Origin of the sequence: Polaribacter butkevichii (assembly GCF_038024105.1) — a bacterium.
GTDB lineage: Bacteria > Bacteroidota > Bacteroidia > Flavobacteriales > Flavobacteriaceae > Polaribacter > Polaribacter butkevichii.
The window spans coordinates 2,983,268-3,001,737 of sequence record NZ_CP150661.1 but is presented as its reverse complement, the minus strand read 5'-3'; the positions used below and the strand labels follow the sequence as shown (position 1 = coordinate 3,001,737).

Below are 18,470 nucleotides of genomic sequence, written 5' to 3'. Positions count from 1 at the left end.
CTTATTGATGAAAAAACATATAACCATTATTATTTTATTTGTTTGTCTTACAATTCAATCTCAAAAGAAAGAACTGAACGTTTATTCTTTTGAGGAAGTAGAAATACTACATCAACAAAATCCAAAACCAATGGTAGTTTTCATTTATACAGATTGGTGTAAGTTTTGTTATGCAATGAAAAAAAACACCTTCGAAAACAAAGAAGTGATTGAAATTTTAAATAAAAGCTTTTATTTTATAAAACTAAATGCAGAGGAAAAGAAAGACATTACATTTTTAAACAAAACATTTAAATACAAACCAACAGGCATAAACACAGGAATTCATCAACTTGCAAACGAATTAGCATCCATTAAGAATAGAATTAGTTATCCCACAACAATTCTAATGAATTCTAAATTGGAAATTGAACTACAAAAAAATGGTTATATAAATAATAAAAAATTGAAATCTATTATCAATAAATACATTAAGTCAATACAAAAGAAAACTTATAATTAGTATCTTTTTCAATCACCTCAAGACTAAGGTTTCATAAAATAGTTATACAACATTTTATATTTAATAAACTCAAATTAATATCTTTGAATAAAATATTTCAGGTTGAGTATCCAAAACATTGTAAACCAATACCAAGACACTGCGAATGTTTCGCTAATAATTAACCAACTTCAACAAGACAAAAACCATTTTCAAATATCGAATTTGGTGGGTTCTTCGTTGTCTTTTGTTATTTCAGAAACTTTTAAAAAGGCAGACAAACCTTATCTTTTAATTTTTAATGACAAGGAAGAAGCAGCTTATTACCTTAACGATTTAGAACAATTGTTAGGTGAAAAAAATGTGCTTTTTTACCCAGGATCATACAGAAGACCTTACCAAATAGAAGAAACAGACAATGCCAATGTTTTATTAAGATCAGAGGTTTTAAACCGAATTAATTCTCGTAAAAAACCCGCTGTAATTGTTACATACCCTACTGCTTTATTCGAAAAAGTGGTTACCAAAAAAGAATTAGAAAAAAATACTTTAAAAGTAGCTGTTGGTGAGAGTTTATCACTAGATTTTGTTAACGAAGTGTTATTCGAATACAAATTTAAACGGGTAGATTTTGTTACAGAACCTGGAGATTTTTCTGTACGTGGAGGAATTATAGATGTGTTTTCTTTTTCTAATGATGAACCTTATCGAGTAGAATTTTTTGGTGATGAAATAGATAGTATTCGTTCTTTTGATGTAGAAACACAACTTTCTAAAGAAAAACTGAAGAAAATTTCTATAATGCCCAATGTAGAAAACAAAACATTGGAAGAAAATAGAGAGAGTTTTCTAAAATACATCTCTTCAAAAACAGTCATTTTTACAAAAAACACCGACTTATTAGTTGGTAATCTAGATAAGTTTTATCAAAAAGCAGAAGAAGCTTTTCTTAGTTTATCCAAAGAAATAAAACACGCAAAACCAAGTGAACTATTTTGTGATGGTAATTTTATAAAAAATCAATTACAAGATTTTACGTTGGTGAATTTCGGGAACACGAATACCTACAAGATTTCTAAAACCTTGCAGGTAGATTTACCAGAAATTAAATTCAACACCATAGCACAACCTTCTTTTAATAAACAATTCAATTTATTAATTGATAATTTAGAAGAGTATCACAAAGCAAAATTTACCAGTTATATATTTTGTGCCAACGATCAACAAGCAAAACGTTTTCACGATATTTTTGATGATGCAGAACAAGAAGTTCATTACGAAACCGTTGTTTTTCCTTTATACCAAGGTTTTGTAGATGTAGATAATAGGTTGGTTTGTTACACCGATCATGAAATTTTTGAACGTTATCATAAATTCAGATTAAAAAACGGATACGCAAAAAAACAAGCCATAACGCTTCAAGATTTAAACAAACTAGAAATTGGCGATTATGTAACGCACATGGATCATGGAATTGGAAAATTTGGTGGTTTACAAAAAATTGATGTTCAAGGTAAAAAGCAAGAAGCTATTAAATTGGTCTATGGAGAAAGAGATATTTTATATGTAAGTATTCACTCGCTTCACAAGATTTCTAAATTTAATGGAAAAGATGGTAAAGCACCTAAAATATACAAATTAGGTTCTGGTGCTTGGAAAAAAATTAAACAAAAAACAAAAGCCCGAGTTAAACATGTTGCCTTTAATTTAATTCAATTATACGCCAAAAGAAAACTCCAAAAAGGATTTTCTTTTGGACCAGATACTCACATTCAACATGAGTTAGAAGGTAGTTTTATGTATGAAGATACGCCAGATCAATTTACAGCAACACAAGCCGTAAAACAAGATATGGAAAAAGAACAACCTATGGACCGTTTGGTTTGTGGTGATGTTGGTTTCGGTAAAACAGAAGTTGCCGTAAGAGCAGCTTTTAAAGCCGTAGATAACGGTAAACAAGTTGCAATTTTAGTACCAACAACCATACTTGCTTTTCAGCATTATAAAACTTTTACCGAGCGTTTAAAAGATTTTCCGGTTAGAATCGATTACCTGAATCGTTTTAGAACAGCAAAACAAAAAACAGAAGCAATAAATGGCGTAAATGATGGTTCTGTAGATATTATTATCGGTACACATCAACTTACCAATAAACGTTTACAGTTTAAAGATTTAGGTTTATTAGTTATCGATGAGGAGCAAAAATTTGGTGTTGCAGTAAAAGATAAATTAAAAACGTTAAAAGAAAATGTAGACACGTTAACCTTAACCGCAACTCCAATTCCTAGAACATTGCAGTTTAGTTTAATGGCCGCAAGAGATTTATCGGTTATAAAAACGCCACCACCAAACAGACATCCTATAGAAAGTAATGTCATCCGTTTTTCTGAGGAAACGGTACGAGACGCTATTGCTTACGAGATTTCTAGAGGAGGACAAATTTTCTTTATCCATAATAGAATAGAGAATATTAAAGAAGTGGCTGGTTTAATTCAGCGTTTGGTGCCCAATGCAAAAGTGGGTATTGGTCACGGACAAATGGAAGGTAAAAAACTAGAAGAATTGATGCTGCGTTTTATGAACGGAGATTTTGATGTTTTAGTTTCTACAACCATTATAGAAAGTGGTTTAGATGTACCAAATGCCAATACTATTTTTATTAATAATGCCAATAACTTCGGTTTGTCAGATTTACACCAAATGCGTGGTAGAGTTGGTCGTTCTAACAAAAAAGCCTTCTGTTATTTTATAACACCTCCGTATCACATGATGACGGATGATGCCAGAAAACGTATAGAAGCCTTGGTATTATTTTCAGATTTAGGAAGCGGAATTAACATTGCCATGAAAGATTTAGAAATTCGTGGAGCTGGAGATTTATTAGGTGGCGAACAAAGTGGTTTTATCAATGATATTGGGTTTGACACTTATCAGAAAATACTACAAGAAGCCATCGAAGAACTGAAAGAAAACGAGTTTAAAGAGTTGTATCCTACAGATAATTCTAAACCAAAAGAATACGTAAAAGAGGTTACAATTGATACTGATTTCGAGATTTTATTCCCAGATGATTACATCAACTCTATTACAGAAAGATTGGCTTTGTATAATAAATTAGGTGAGCTAAAATCTGAAGAAGAATTACAGGTTTTCGAAACTGAAATTATAGATCGTTTTGGCGAAATCCCTACGCAGGTAGAAGATTTATTAGATTCTGTTCGTATAAAATGGTTAGCCAAAGAGCTTGGTTTAGAAAAAGTGATTCTAAAACAAAAAAGAATGATGGGCTATTTTGTAGCGAATCAACAAAGCGATTTTTATCACACAGATGCGTTTACAAGAATGCTAAAATACGTGCAACTAAACCCTAAAAGTTGCGTAATGAAAGAGAAAGAAAGCAAAAACGGAATTCGTTTATTAATCACTTTTATAAGAATTGATACTGTAAAAACCGCATTGGGCGTCTTACAAAAAGTTTAGATTTATTTTTAGAAGCTATTTCCTGCTTTCCACTGTATCTTTTTGCAGAAAAAGCAAAAAGGATGTCGTTTCAATCAGGGCTAAACTTGTTTGCAAGCACTCTGTCATTCCTGCGCAGGCAGAAATCTATACATAAGTTTACTAAAACAATTAGAAACCTAACAGTGCGCTTTGTGTCATTGCGAAGTTTACTTTTTTGTAAACTGTGGCAATCGCTAACAAAACAAGAGATTGGTTCATGCCTCGCAATGACACACTTTTAAAACACAAAGTTTAGGCTTGTTTGTTAACTACTTTAATCTTGATTTATTAAAAGATTATAAACAAGATTACTTATAGATTCCTGCCTACGCAGGAATGACAAATAGAATTTACTTATTATTTTATAAAAAAAACTAGTAAACAACTTAAACCCTAAGAAATCTGTTTGTGTCATTGCGAAGTTTACTTTTTTGTAAACTGTGGCAATCTCATAATTAGAAACAGATTGCTTCGTGCCTCGCAATGACACTAATTTAAAACACAAAGTTTAGGCTTGTTTGCTAACTACTTTCACCTTTACCTTTTAAAGGATTGTAAACAACCTTACTTATAGATTCCTGTGCAGGCAGAAATGACAAATAGAGCTCAGTCCTAAACAATTTCCATTTTCTGCAACAAGAAAGAAGCATTCATGTTTTTACAAATTCCGTTTTTTAAGGTGTAATCGAAATGCAATTCATCATCTATAATTTCTGCATCAAAATAATAGTTTTTAATACCAGTAAACTCATTTTCTAGTTCACATAAACTAACATCGTGTGTTGCAATAATTCCAGTTGACTTAGATTTTGTCAATTTCTCTACAAACTTTTTAGAACCAATTGCTTTGTCTTTACTGTTAGTTCCTTTTAAAATCTCATCTAAAATGATAAAATAATCTGTTGTTTTAATTTCATCAACAATAAACTTTAAACGCTTTAATTCAGAATAAAAATACGATTCATCTTCAGTTAAAGAATCTGTAGTTCGCATACTTGTAATCAATTTTATGGGCGCATATTTAAAACTTTCTGCACACACGGGCAAACCACAATTTGCCATTACAATAGATAAAGAAATAGTTCTTAAAAAAGTACTTTTTCCAGCCATGTTTGCACCAGTAACAATAAAAAATTGTTCTTTATCAATAGTAAAATCGTTGTCAATTCTTTTATCAACCTTTAATAAAGGATGTCCTAAATTAGTAGATGCTATAACTCCCTTTTCAGCAGTAATTTCTGGAAACACAAACTTTGTGTGGTTAAAATGAAAGTTTGCTAAAGAATTCTGAGCATCAAAAAAAGCCACCACAGAAAACCATTTTTCTACCGTGTGCTTGTAGGTAGTAATCCATTTTTCTACTCTGCAAGCATTAAAGATTTCAGATAAAAAAAGTCCATTACCAACAACAGAAATTAAAATATTATTACGTTGGTCAAATCCATCTAAAACTTTAGAAAACTCTTTAAAAATTGTAGAAGCTTTTTTACTCTCCGAATTAATAATTGCTTGTTTTTCTACTAAAACTTTAGAAGTAAATTTTTCGTTTTCAATTTCATTTAACAATACGTGATATTGCTTAAAAGTTTCTCTTACTTTATCAGTATCCGTATATAAATTACTTGTTTTTTTAACAAATGCTGCTGTGATAAATAGTCCAACAAAAAACCAAAGAATTAAATAAGTAAACGAAACAAATCCAAAAGAAATTAAACTAATTAAAACTAAAGAAACTACCGAAAAACCAATTTGTACTCCCTTTAAAAAAGCAGGTAAAACTGCTGTATAATTCTGAATCCAATTTACAATAAAACCAGACGTATCTTTTGTGGTTATTAAACTTGCCAAAGCAGAAAAATGCTGCCTCCAAGTTACTTTTGTAGCTAATTCTTTAATCGTATTTTGTTTCTCTACAATTCCGTCTGTTTTGTTTTCTGTAAACGTATTTGCAAGCAGTTTTTTCCCTTCATTTGTAACCGTTCTATTTGCAAATTGAAAAAACGAACCAACACCAAACAAATCGATATCATTACTATAATAATGCGTTGGGTTTACAAATTCCTCTCCAGATTCTAAATGATGAAAATTTCTATTTAAAACCTCTAGTTCTGTATTATTAATGTTAACCTTAGCTTTAACAATAGCTCGTTTTCTCTGTAAAATAACCTGTTTTACTACCAAAAAACCAAATAATAAAATCCCTAAAAAAGCGATGATAAAAACATCCGGATAACTACCAAAAGTTAGATACACTAGAAAGCATGTTGTTAAAAAAACAGCAAATCTAAAAACACTTAAGTTTACCGATTTACGTTTTAAAATGGTTGCTTCTTTTTCTAATGCTAACTTTTCTTGACTATAAAAATCTACAGGGGTTTTCATTCTTTTAATTTCTTTCTAAAAATTTAATTTCTAAGTTTTTGGCTAAATCTCTACCATAAATAACAGCATTATCAATTTCATCAAAAACGGCAATTCTATATCTTTTATTTTTAACATCCCAAATATTAACTTCGCATTCTTTTCTTTTATTTAAAAACGTAGAAACTCTGTCTAATTTTTTAAAGTCTTGCCATTTCCCAAAACCAAAAGGTCCAACAGACCAATAAATTCGATACTTCATTAAATCAAAATTAAAATGATGATTTACCAAATAAGAAAAACGAACTCCAAAACTAAAAACAAAAATTAAAGATGATAAAAGCCTTAAACTTTTGATATAATATTTCTCTGTAAAAGAAACCGAATTATTTAAATAAAACAAAAAAATCACATTTACAGTTGCTGCATAAAAAACAGCTGCTAAAAGACGCTCATACCAAGCTCTTTTTACAGAAACAATCTTTAAAACACCTTTACTTTTCACTCTAATAACCAGATATTCCTCCAGATAAACTTAAAACAGTTAAGGTTGGATATTTTTTCTTTAACATTTTTGTTGCTCTGTAACTATTAATTCCTCTTTGACAAACCATAATGTAGGTTTTAGCAAAATCTACCTCCATTTTCTCTACATCAAATTCTTGAATAGGAATTGTTTGATCTACTTTAAAAGGCAATTTTAAATTGGGTAAAACAGCTATTAACTCTAAACTTCTCGACTGCGCTCGAAGTGACAATTGTTCTTTTAGTTCTTTTGATGATATTTGCAAATCTGAATTTTGAAGAGTACAAGCCGCATCAAAATAGGTTTGTATTTTAAATAAATTTGAAATCTTTTCTTTTAAAACAGTTGGCTTTAACTTCATTTTTAATTGTGTATTTTGAAGCGAATTGTAAATCAATAATTCATTTGCTAACGGTTTCCCAATACCTGTTATCAATTTTAAAACTTCATTTACTTGTTGCGTAGCAATGAGACCAACAATAGCGTTCATAGTTCCCGCTTCTGAACAATTAGGAACATCAGTTGCCATTTCTGGAAAAGCATCTCTTAAATTGGCTGAATAACTTCCGTCTTTTTGTAAAACATTAAAAGTAGCTACATAGCCATCAAACTTATACAAAGAACCATAAACCAATGGCTTATTTTTAATAACACAAGCATCATTCAACAGGTATTTTGTAGGCAAAGAATCGGTACCATCAACAATAATATCAAAAATAGAAATCAGCTCAAAAACATTTTCTTTAGTAATTGGCTTGTTGGTAAAACTGACTACTGTAAAAGCCACTCTTTTTTTTATAAATTCTGATAAAACTGCTGCTTTAGATTTGCCAACATCTGCTAAAGCATAAAAAACTTGTCTGTGTAAATTAGAAGCGTCAACTGTATCAAAATCTACGAGATGAATTTTCCCAATTCCGCTTGCGGCTAAATACACTGCAATCGGACTTCCTAATCCGCCACAACCAACCACTAAAACAGATGCTTTTTGTAGTTTTTCTTGCCCAACTTCACCAATTTCTGACAAAGTAATTTGACGTTTAAAAAGTTGCTTTTTTGTTACACTCATTACGTTGACAAGGTAGTTAAATAAAAAAGCCATTACAAATGCTGTAATGACTTTTAATTATTTATAAAATTTATCTTCTTACTTATACTTAATCTTCATTACTAAAAGGTATAAGGTTAGAATAGCGGTAATTAAATTAGCTAAAATTATTGATAAACTGTTTATCCAAACACCATAAATTAACCACAAAAGAACTCCAATAAAGAAGATTATATACATCGATAAAGAAAGCCCAGAGGTATCTTTTGTTTTGTATGTTTTAAAAACTTGCGGTAAAAATGATGTTGTAGTAAAAACGGCTGCAACTAAACCAATAACTTCGTGTAAATCTATCACTGTTTATATTTTTCTAATATATGAATTACATCATTTGTCATTTCTAAATAAGCTTTTTTGCGATTGAGAAATCTCATAAAAACAGTTATTCTCTTTATGAGATTCCTCTTCAATTCTTCGTTCGGAATGACAAAAACAAGCTAATACAAAAGCACCCCTTACGTGTATTAGATTACAATGTTTATAATTTTACCAGGAACAATAATTACTTTCTTAGGAGCTTTACCTTCTAACTGAGCAATTGTTTTTTCGTTTTCCATTACTACTTTTTCTATTTCTTCTTTAGATAAATCTAAAGGAAGTTCTAATGTAAAACGCATTTTCCCGTTAAAAGAAATTGGGTAATTTTTAGCACTTTCTACCAAATGACTTGGCTCAAAAACAGGGAAATCTGCCGTAGAAATAGATTCATTATTTCCTAACAAACTCCATAATTCTTCTGCAATATGTGGTGCATACGGAGAAACCAGAATTACTAAAGGTTCTAAAATTGCACGTTTATTACATTTTAAAGCAGTTAACTCATTTACAGCAATCATAAAGGTAGAAACAGAGGTATTAAAAGAGAAATTCTCTATATCATCTTCTACTTTTTTTATGGTTTTATGCAATGTTTTTAACTCATCTTTAGTTGGCGCTGCATCAGAAACATCAAAATTTTCACCGTTAAAGTACAGTTTCCATAATTTCTTTAAGAAAGATGAAACTCCAGAAATACCAGAAGTTTTCCAAGGTTTTGCTTGTTCTAAAGGGCCTAAAAACATCTCGAATAATCGTAAACTATCTGCTCCGTATTCTTCACAAATAGCATCCGGATTTACAACATTGTATTTAGACTTAGACATTTTTTCTACTTCACGTCCTACTTTATAAGCGCCATCTTCTAAAATAAATTCGGCATTTTTGTAATCACTATTTAAAGCATGATTTTTAAACGCATCAACATCTAATTCATCCGAAGCATTTACCAAAGAAACATCTACATGTAAAGCCGTTTTAGTTATCATTACTAAATCTGCAAAATTAGGATCTAAAAACTTGTTATCTAATAAGTAATTTTTTACCACAGTTTCAAATTCGTCATCTGTCGTAAAAGAATTTTTAGAAACAAAAACCGTTGGTATTTTCTCTAAAACATCATCCATAGATTTTTCATCAGAACAACCACAACCGTTTTGTACAAACGCTGTTGCTTTGTATACAAATGCAGAAGTTCCTAAAATCATTCCTTGGTTAATCAGTTTTTTTGCAAACTCATCTACAGGTACAATTCCTTTATCAAACAAGAATTTTTGCCAAAAACGAGCGTATAATAAATGTCCTGTTGCGTGTTCAGATCCACCAATATATAAATCTACTTCTTTCCAATAGTCTAAGTTTTCTTTGCTTGCAAACTCATTAGCGTTTGTAGCATCCATGTATCTGTTAAAATACCAAGAACTACCCGCCCACCCTGGCATTGTATTTAATTCTAAAGGATACACCGTTTTGTTTTTTAACTTATCGTTAGAAACCACTTTCTTTCCACGAGAATCCCAAGCCCATTCTGTTGCGTTTCCTAAAGGTGGTTTTCCATCTTCAGTTGGCAAGTATTTTTCTACTTCTGGTAAAACAATTGGCAAATGTTCTGCATCAATCATTTGTGGCATACCGTCTTTATAATATACTGGAAAAGGTTCTCCCCAATAACGTTGTCTGCTAAACACAGCATCACGCAAACGATAATTTACTTTTCCGTAACCGAAGCCACGTTTTTCCATTTCAAAAATGGCTAATTTTAATGCTTTCTTATATTTTAATCCTGATAAAAAATCAGAATTTGCAATTTTTGTTCCGTCTTTACCAGTGTGTGCTGCTTCAGAAATATCTACATCTTCGAAAATATTAGGAATCGGAATTCCAAAATGTTTAGCAAAGTCATAATCACGTTGATCTCCACAAGGAACTGCCATAACTGCTCCTGTACCGTAATTTGCTAACACGTAATCTCCAATCCAGATTTGAACCTTTTCACCAGAAAAAGGATGAATTGCATACGCACCTGTAAACGCACCAGAAATGGTTTTTACATCTGCCATTCTATCACGTTCAGAACGTTTTGCAGTGGCTGCAATGTAAGCCTCTACTTCGGCTTTTTGTGCATCTGTTGTAATTTTTGATACCAACTCATGTTCTGGAGCCAATGTCATAAAACTTACTCCGTAAATTGTATCTGGACGTGTTGTAAAAACATCAATTTTGTAAGTCTTCTCGACTGCGCTCGAAGTGACATTCTTTTCGCTTTCAGTTTTTTCAATCTTTTTTGGAAATTGAATTGCCGAATTAATAGCAGTAACAACTTTAAGCACATTTTCAAGTACTTCTTCATTTGTAAAACGAACAACATTAAAACCTTCGCTTGCAAAATAAAGATCTCTTGCTGCTTCATCTTCTTTACCAGAAAACTCAACAATTAAGTTTTTAGCAACACAAACATAATCTACTAAAAATGTACCAATCGTATATTTTTTTCTAAATTTTGATGCTCCTTTTTTATTCTTTAACTCGTTCCAAAGAACTGTTTCTGCTTTCGATAAATTTTGTCGTAATTCTTTTAAAGCTTCTAATTCTTTATAAGATAATTTTACTTCAGATGATACTTTTTCAGAACCATTTGCTACATCAAAAGTAACCATGGCACCCACAGATTTCCCAATCCAATTGGTTTGAGAATCTTTTAAAGGTTGTGGCCAATCTATTTTTTCTAATCCGTCTAACAAACGTTGTGCATAGGCAGAAATTCGCATAGACCATTGTGTCATTTTCTTTCTGATAACAGGATGACCTCCACGTTCTGATACTCCGTTTACAATTTCGTCATTTGCTAAAACGGTTCCTAAAGCAGGACACCAGTTTACTTCTGTATCAGACAAAAACGTTAAACGGTATTGTAATAATATTTCTTCTTGTTCTTTTGTTGATAAAGCTTTCCATTCATCCGCAGAAAAAGTTTGAATATCTTCATCACAAACTGCGTTTACAGTTGTATTTCCTTCTTTTTTAAAGATAGAAATTAACGTAGAAACATCTTCTGCTTTGTCTGTATCTTTATTATACCAAGAGTTGAATAATTGAATAAAAATCCACTGAGTCCATTTATAATACTCAGGGCTAGAAGTTCTTACTTCTCTGCTCCAATCAAAAGAAAAACCAATCGTATCTAATTGTCTTCTGTAGGTTGCAACATTTTCTTCTGTTGTTTTTGCTGGATGCTGACCTGTTTGAATAGCATACTGTTCTGCCGGTAAACCAAAAGAATCATATCCTTGCGGATGCAATACGTTAAAACCTTTATGACGTTTGTAACGTGCATAAATATCACTTGCAATATATCCTAAAGGATGTCCAACATGTAAACCTGCTCCCGATGGGTAAGGAAACATATCTAACACATAATATTTAGGCTTCTCAGATTTATTATCAGCTTTAAAAGTTTGGTTTTCTGCCCAAAATTTTTGCCATTTCTTTTCTATATCTAGGTGATTATATTGCATTTGATTCTTTTATTAAAGTGTGCAAATTTACGTTTATTCTTTAGAAGATTAAAGTAAAAACGAACTTGCTTAAACAGGAATGATTCGTATGGTAAAATCTAGCTAAAAAGAACGATTTCGTTAAAAGTAAACATCCTCTTCATTTAGATGAAGAAGATGTTATATATGTTTTTTTTTTAGAATTGATATCCTAAAGTCATTTGAAAAACACCATTTTTAATATCTGGATTTTCACTAATAGCAATCAACCCTAAATTGTATCTTGTTTGAAAAAAAATGCCACTATCAAACTGATAACCTATTCCAAAATTTGCTGCAAGATCAAAATTTTCTGCATCTGTATTTTCTTTACCTCCACCATTATATTGATCAATTGGTACCAATTGATCTTTTATTAAAAAAGCAAATTGTGGTCCTGCTTCTACTGAAAATCCTTTTGCAACATAATACTTCGCCATAATAGGAAGTAAAACGTAATTTAAATCGTACTTAAAATTATCTTTTTGTTGCGCACCTTGTACGGAATACAATAATTCTGGTTGTATAGAAAACTTTTCAGTTAACGAAACCTCTGATGTAGCACCAATAATAAATCCTGTTCTCGAGTCGAGATTATTTGCATTACTTCCATTTACAGAGGCAATATTCATCCCTAACTTAAGCCCTATTTTTACGTCTTGTGCATTTAACGTTCCTGCTAAAGCAATAGAAACACAGGTAATCCATAATTTTTTAATCATAATTTCTTAGTTTTTATTTTCATCTTTAAGGCAAACCTTATGCCATTTTATTATTTTTTTTGTTATTTTTTTGTCTAGAATGCTAGACACTGACTCATTGAACAATAGCCATAAAAAAAACCGCAAACAGTGTTTGCGGCTTATATAATTTAAAAAAAATATCGAAAATTATTATTTCAATTTCTTCTTCACTGCTACTTCTTTGTATGCTTCAATTACATCTCCTTCAGCAATATCATTGTAGTTTTTAATTTGAATACCACAATCAAAGCCTTTTGTAACTTCTCTAACATCATCTTTAAAACGTTTTAACGCTGTTAGAGTTCCATCGTGCACTACAATTCCGTCTCTAATAATTCTAATTTGAGAATCTCTTTGAATTTTACCAGACATTACCATACAACCTGCAATGTTACCAACTTTAGAGATTTTATAGATTTCTCTAATTTCTACATTACCAGTAACTTCTTCTTTCATTTCTGGAGATAACATTCCTTCCATGGCGTCTTTTAAGTCGTTGATAGCTGCATAAATAATAGAATATGTTCTAATATCTACCTCTTCTCTATCTGCTACTACTCTAGCATTTCCTTGCGGACGAACATTAAACCCAACAATAATTGCGTCTGATGCTGATGCTAATAACACATCACTCTCTGTAATGGCTCCAACACCTTTATGTAAAATATTAACCTGAATTTCTTCAGTAGATAATTTTTGGAAAGAATCTGTTAATGCTTCTACAGAACCATCTACATCTCCTTTTAAGATAATGTTTAATTCTTTAAAGTCTCCTAACGCAATTCTACGTCCAATTTCATCTAACGTTAATGTTTTTTGAGTTCTTACAGATTGCTCACGTTGTAATTGAGAACGTTTAGATGCAATTTGTTTTGCTTCTCTTTCATCATCAAATACTACAAACTTATCCCCCGCTTGTGGCGCTCCGTCTAAACCTAAAATAGATACCGGTGTTGATGGTCCGGCAACTTTTAAGTTGTTTCCTTTGTCATCAAACATTGCTCTTACTTTACCACTGTGTTTACCTGCTAACAAGTAATCTCCAATTTTTAAAGTTCCTGCTTGTACTAATATGGTAGAAACATATCCTCTACCTTTATCTAATAATGCTTCCACTACCGCACCAACTGCATTCTTCTTAGGGTTTGCTTTCAATTCTAAAATTTCAGCTTCTAATAAAACTTTCTCTAATAATTCTGGAATACCTGTTCCATGTTTTGCTGAAATATCTTGAGATTGTATGTTACCACCCCATTCTTCTATCAACAAATTCATTTGAGATAATTGCGTTTTTACATTATCTGGATTTGCATTTGGTTTATCAATCTTGTTGATTGCAAATATAATAGGCACTCCTGCTGCTTGCGCATGAGAAATTGCTTCTTTAGTTTGTGGCATTACATCATCATCTGCTGCAACTACAATAATAACTAAATCTGTTACTTGCGCCCCACGTGCACGCATTGCGGTAAACGCCTCGTGACCTGGTGTATCTAAAAATGCTATTTTTTGATCGCCAACTTTTACAGAATATGCACCAATGTGTTGTGTAATTCCTCCACTTTCACCATCAATAACATTTGCTTTTCTAATGTAATCTAATAAAGATGTTTTACCATGATCTACGTGACCCATTACCGTAATAATTGGCGCACGAGTTTCTAAATCTTCTGGTTTATCTATAACTTCTTCTATAGACTCTTCTACTTCTGCCCCAACAAATTCTACTTTGTGGTTAAATTCTTCGGCAACAATAACTAATGTTTCTGCGTCTAAACGCTGATTCATTGTTACCATCATACCTAAAGACATACATGCAGATATAATATTTGTTACAGGAACCTCCATCATTGTAGCAACTTCACTTACAGTAACAAATTCTGTTACTTTTAAGATTTTGTTGTCTAATGCTTGTGCTTCTAACTCAGCATCAGAATGTTCTCTATGTGCATCTCTTTTATTTCTACGGTATTTTGCTCCTTTACCTCTAGAAGATTTTCCTTGCAGTTTCTCTAGCGTTTCTCTTACTTGCTTTTGAATTTCTGCTTCTGTTGGCTCTTCTTTCTTAACTGCTGCTGGTCTTGCTGCTCCTCGTCCGCCTCTATTAAAAGGAGGTCTACTTCCACCACCGCTTCTATTACCTTGACCTGGTCTACTTGGTCTTGCAGTAGCAGAACCTGGCGCACCTGCTTTAGTTACAATACGCTTACGTTTCTTCTTGTCTGCGTTTGCATCTTTTTTAGGTTCTGGTTTCTTTTTCTTAGGTCTTTCAAATTGTTTTAAATCAATTTTCTTACCTGTAAAATTAGGACCGTCTAATTTTTTATATTGAGTTTTAATAGCTTCTGCATTTTCTGCAGTAACTTCCTCTACTTTTTCATCAGATTTAGAAACCTCTCTTTTCCCTTTTGGTTTATCACCAACTTTAGAAACTTCTTTTTCTATTTCAGAAACCGTTTTTTTAACTTCAGGAATAACAACCTTTGGTTTATCTGCCACAGGAGTTTCTTCTACTTTCGGAGTTTCGGCTTTTGCTTCAACCACTGGAGTTTCTGTAACTACTTTTGGCTCTTCTACTTTAGGTGTTTCAGTTTTAGGCGTTTCTGCCTTAGGCTCTACAACAACCTCTTTAGGCTCTTCTTTTACCTTTTCAACTTTGTCAGCAGGTTTTTTACCGATATTATCGATATCTATTTTACCAACAGTTTTAAACTCTAATTTATCTGCTTTGGCCCTTAAAACCTCTTCTTTCTTAACCTCTTCCGCTCTTTTCTTCTCTAACTTAGCTTCATGCTCTAAGCGAATAGCTTCTTTCTCTTTACGTTTTTCTTCTCCAACTTCTTTAGATGCAGCTTTTTTGCTTGCGTCTTTTTCAAAGCCATCAAGTAAAACTTGATAGACGTCACCCGTAATTTTAGTGGTTGGCCTCGATTCTATTTCGTGACCTTTACCCGCTAAATATTCGACTGCTCTATCAAGAGAAATGTTTAATTCTCTTAAAACTTTATTAAGCCTCATTGTTTTGCCTACAGACATAAATTCTTTTTAACTTTATACTTGTAAAAATATACTTTTTACTTTAATTCTATACTATACTTAGTCCTCGAATTCTTCTTTCAAGATTCTTTGAACATCCATAATTGTTTCTTCTTCTAGATCAGTTCTTCTTACCAATTCTGCCACACTAGTTTCTAATACGCTTCTTGCAGTATCTAAACCAATCTTTTTGAATTCAACAATAACCCAATCTTCAATTTCGTCTCCAAACTCTGTTAACTCTACGTCTTCTTCTTCTAGACCTTCTCTCTTAACGTCTATTTCGTAACCTGTTAACTCACTTGCTAAACGAATATTTACCCCTCCTCTACCAATTGCTTTAGAAACTTCTTCTGGTTTTAATAAAACGCTTACACGTCCTTTTTTACCGTTTCTTTCTTCATCAAACATTTCTATTTCCATTGATGTCACTTTAGCAGGACTCAATGCTCTTGAAATAAATAATTGTTCGTTTTTGGTATAGTTAATAACGTCTATATTCTCATTCCCTAACTCACGTACAATACCATGAATTCTAGAACCTTTTACACCAACACAAGCTCCAACAGGATCTATTCTATCATCATAAGAATCTACCGCTACTTTTGCTTTTTCTCCTGGTATTCTAGCAACGCCTTCAACAGTAATTAAACCATCAAAAACTTCAGGAATTTCTTGTTCAAACAGTTTATTTAAGAAAACAGGCGATGTTCTTGATAAAATAATCGCTGGTTTGTTCCCTCTTAACTCTACTGTTTTTATAACACCCTTTACAGAATCTCCTTTTCTAAAGAAATCTGAACGAATTTGCTCACTTTTTGGTAACACAATTTCATTGCCATCATCATCTAACAAAATAATTGCATTATGACGTATGTGATGCACCTCTGCACTGTACAATTCTCCTTCTAATTCTTTAAATTGCTTAAAGATATTTGTACTATCGTGTTCGTAAATTTTAGAAATTAAGTTCTGACGTAATGCTAAAATAGCTCTTCTTCCTAAATCAATTAATTTCACTTCTTCAGATACATCTTCACCAATTTCAAAATCTGGCTCAATTAATCTTGCTTCCGCTAATTCAATCTCTTCATTATCATCTTCAGAAAAACCATCTGCAACCACAACTCTATTTCTCCAAATTTCTAAATCTCCTTTATCTGGGTTAATAATAATATCAAAATTATCATCAGAACCAAACTTACGTTTTAAGGCAGCTCTAAAAACTTCTTCTAAAATAGACATTAATGTTACTCTGTCTATACTCTTGTTATCTTTAAATTCTGAAAACGAATCAATTAATGCTATATTCTCCATTACATTTTTGCTTAAAATACAATCTTCACTTTTGCTTCTTTAATATCCTGATAATCTATAGTTGCTGTTTTTAACACAGTAACTTTTCCCTTACCTATTGGTTTTGGCTCTCTTGCTTTCCAGTTTAGAACAATTTTATCTTCATCTGCTTCAACTAAAGTCCCTTCAAATTCTTCTTCAGAAGTTTTTACTTTTAGTATTCTATTAATGTTTTTAATATATTGTCTCTTTACTTTAAGTGGATGAGAAATGTCTGGTGTAGAGACTTCTAGAGAGAAATCTTCTTCTTCTCTATCAAAATTACCGTCTACACTTTTACTAATTCTAATGCATTCACTTAATGGAACTCCATTATCACCATCTACTGTAACCTGAATTTTATTGTTTTCTGATATTGATAAATCTATCAAATACAATGATTCGTTCAGTGCTAATGCTTCATCTACTAAATCTCTTACCTTGGTTTGGTCCATTTTAATGCTTAAAATAAAATATAAAAAGAGGGGACTCTTAGTCCCCTTCCTTCCCCATTTATTATAAATTTCGGTGCAAATATACTAAATGTTTGGGATTTACCAAACTAAGTTGAAGTCAAATATTTTTTGTAACTTTAGATACGTTGATATGAACCTTTAAATTTTTGTGATATGAAAAAAATTTTAGTCCCTATAGATTTTTCAAAAACATCTGAATATGCTTCTAAAATTGCAGCAAAAATAGCTGCAAAAACAAATGCAACTATTTACCTGATTCATTTAATTGAAGTGCCTAAAGGTGTCATAGACATGGCAGCAAGCAGTAAATTTAGCATCCCCGAAAGCATGTTGTATTTAAGAAAAATTAGAGAAAAGATACTTCATTTTAAAAATACTTTTTTTAACAAAGACACTCACGTAGAATACCTTATAAAACTAAACTCTCCTTTTGAAGGCATTCAAAAATATGCTGATAAAATTAATGCAGACTTAATTATAATGGGATCTAAAGGTCATTCTGAATTAGAAGAAATGATTATTGGCTCTAATACAGAGAAAGTTGTACGAAATTCTAAAACACCCGTTATTGTTATTAAACAAGATAGTAAAAAATTTAAATTAAAAAATTTGGTTTTTGCCTCTAATTTTAAAGAAGAAAACAAAGAAGTCTTTAGCAAGTTTGTTGATTTTGCTACTATTTTTGATAGTAAAATTCACTTATTAAAAGTAAATACACCTGCAAACTTTCATGCAACCTCAGAAACAAAACAAAAAATAAAAGATTTTATTACAGATTTTAATTTACCAAAACATAAAATTAACGTCTATAGCGATACTACCGTAGAAAAAGGAATTTTAAACTTTTCTAACGATATTAATGCAGATTTAATTGCCTTAAGCACACACGGAAGAACAGGCTTAGCGCACTTATTTACAGGTAGTGTTACCAAAAGCTTATCTAAAAACGCTCTAAAACCAATGCTAACTATTAAGGTTTAGATAATAACATGGAGTGTTTCTAAATTAACTTACAGACACCCATGCTCTAAAAACAAAAAACCTCCATTTCTGGA

General features: G+C 31.6%; 12 protein-coding genes. 3 read left to right on the top strand and 9 right to left on the bottom strand.

The genetic code is table 11. From position 1 onward, the window contains the following. Positions 1-7 precede the first annotated feature (7 nt). Together WG951_RS12665 and mfd are read left to right on the top strand one after the other, a co-directional pair. Complete coding sequence (locus tag WG951_RS12665) at positions 8-502, top strand: thioredoxin family protein (protein ID WP_105049458.1); 495 nt, start codon at positions 8-10, stop codon at positions 500-502. Positions 503-604: 102 nt separating this feature from the next. Next, positions 605-3,961, top strand: a complete 3,357-nt coding sequence (mfd, locus tag WG951_RS12660; RefSeq protein ID WP_105049459.1) for a transcription-repair coupling factor — start codon at positions 605-607, stop codon at positions 3,959-3,961. A 633-nt stretch (positions 3,962-4,594) separates the two neighbouring features. Here mfd and WG951_RS12655 read toward each other — a convergent pair. The 9 genes from WG951_RS12655 to rimP form a co-directional block, all read right to left on the bottom strand. Then, the gene (locus WG951_RS12655) at positions 4,595-6,364 is read right to left on the bottom strand and encodes a MutS-related protein (protein ID WP_105049460.1); all 1,770 of its coding nucleotides are present in this window, start codon (positions 6,362-6,364) and stop codon (positions 4,595-4,597) included. Between the two features lie 4 nt (positions 6,365-6,368). Beyond that, the gene (locus WG951_RS12650; protein ID WP_105049461.1) at positions 6,369-6,848 is read right to left on the bottom strand and encodes a hypothetical protein; all 480 of its coding nucleotides are present in this window, start codon (positions 6,846-6,848) and stop codon (positions 6,369-6,371) included. 1 nt (position 6,849) lies between these two features. Continuing rightward, positions 6,850-7,938, bottom strand: a complete 1,089-nt coding sequence (locus WG951_RS12645; RefSeq protein WP_105049462.1) for a HesA/MoeB/ThiF family protein — start codon at positions 7,936-7,938, stop codon at positions 6,850-6,852. A 78-nt stretch (positions 7,939-8,016) separates the two neighbouring features. After that, complete coding sequence (locus WG951_RS12640) at positions 8,017-8,274, bottom strand: SemiSWEET family sugar transporter (protein WP_211296731.1); 258 nt, start codon at positions 8,272-8,274, stop codon at positions 8,017-8,019. Between the two features lie 167 nt (positions 8,275-8,441). After that, positions 8,442-11,807: a leucine--tRNA ligase gene (locus tag WG951_RS12635; RefSeq protein ID WP_105049463.1), complete on the bottom strand. Its 3,366-nt coding sequence runs from the start codon at positions 11,805-11,807 to the stop codon at positions 8,442-8,444. A 176-nt stretch (positions 11,808-11,983) separates the two neighbouring features. Beyond that, positions 11,984-12,547: a porin family protein gene (locus WG951_RS12630; protein WP_105049464.1), complete on the bottom strand. Its 564-nt coding sequence runs from the start codon at positions 12,545-12,547 to the stop codon at positions 11,984-11,986. 171 nt (positions 12,548-12,718) lie between these two features. Continuing rightward, entirely contained in the window at positions 12,719-15,604 is a 2,886-nt protein-coding gene (gene infB, locus WG951_RS12625) for a translation initiation factor IF-2 (RefSeq protein WP_105049465.1), read from the bottom strand. 60 nt (positions 15,605-15,664) lie between these two features. Beyond that, on the bottom strand, positions 15,665-16,921 hold the full coding sequence (gene nusA / locus WG951_RS12620; RefSeq protein ID WP_105049466.1) for a transcription termination factor NusA: 1,257 nt from the start codon (positions 16,919-16,921) through the stop codon (positions 15,665-15,667). 11 nt (positions 16,922-16,932) lie between these two features. Further along, positions 16,933-17,394 (bottom strand): ribosome assembly cofactor RimP, encoded by a 462-nt coding sequence (rimP, locus tag WG951_RS12615; RefSeq protein WP_105049467.1) that lies wholly within the window; start codon positions 17,392-17,394, stop codon positions 16,933-16,935. A 174-nt stretch (positions 17,395-17,568) separates the two neighbouring features. On the opposite strand from rimP, the gene WG951_RS12610 reads away from it, so the two are divergent. Next, on the top strand, positions 17,569-18,396 hold the full coding sequence (locus tag WG951_RS12610) for a universal stress protein (RefSeq protein ID WP_105049468.1): 828 nt from the start codon (positions 17,569-17,571) through the stop codon (positions 18,394-18,396). Positions 18,397-18,470 lie beyond the last annotated feature (74 nt).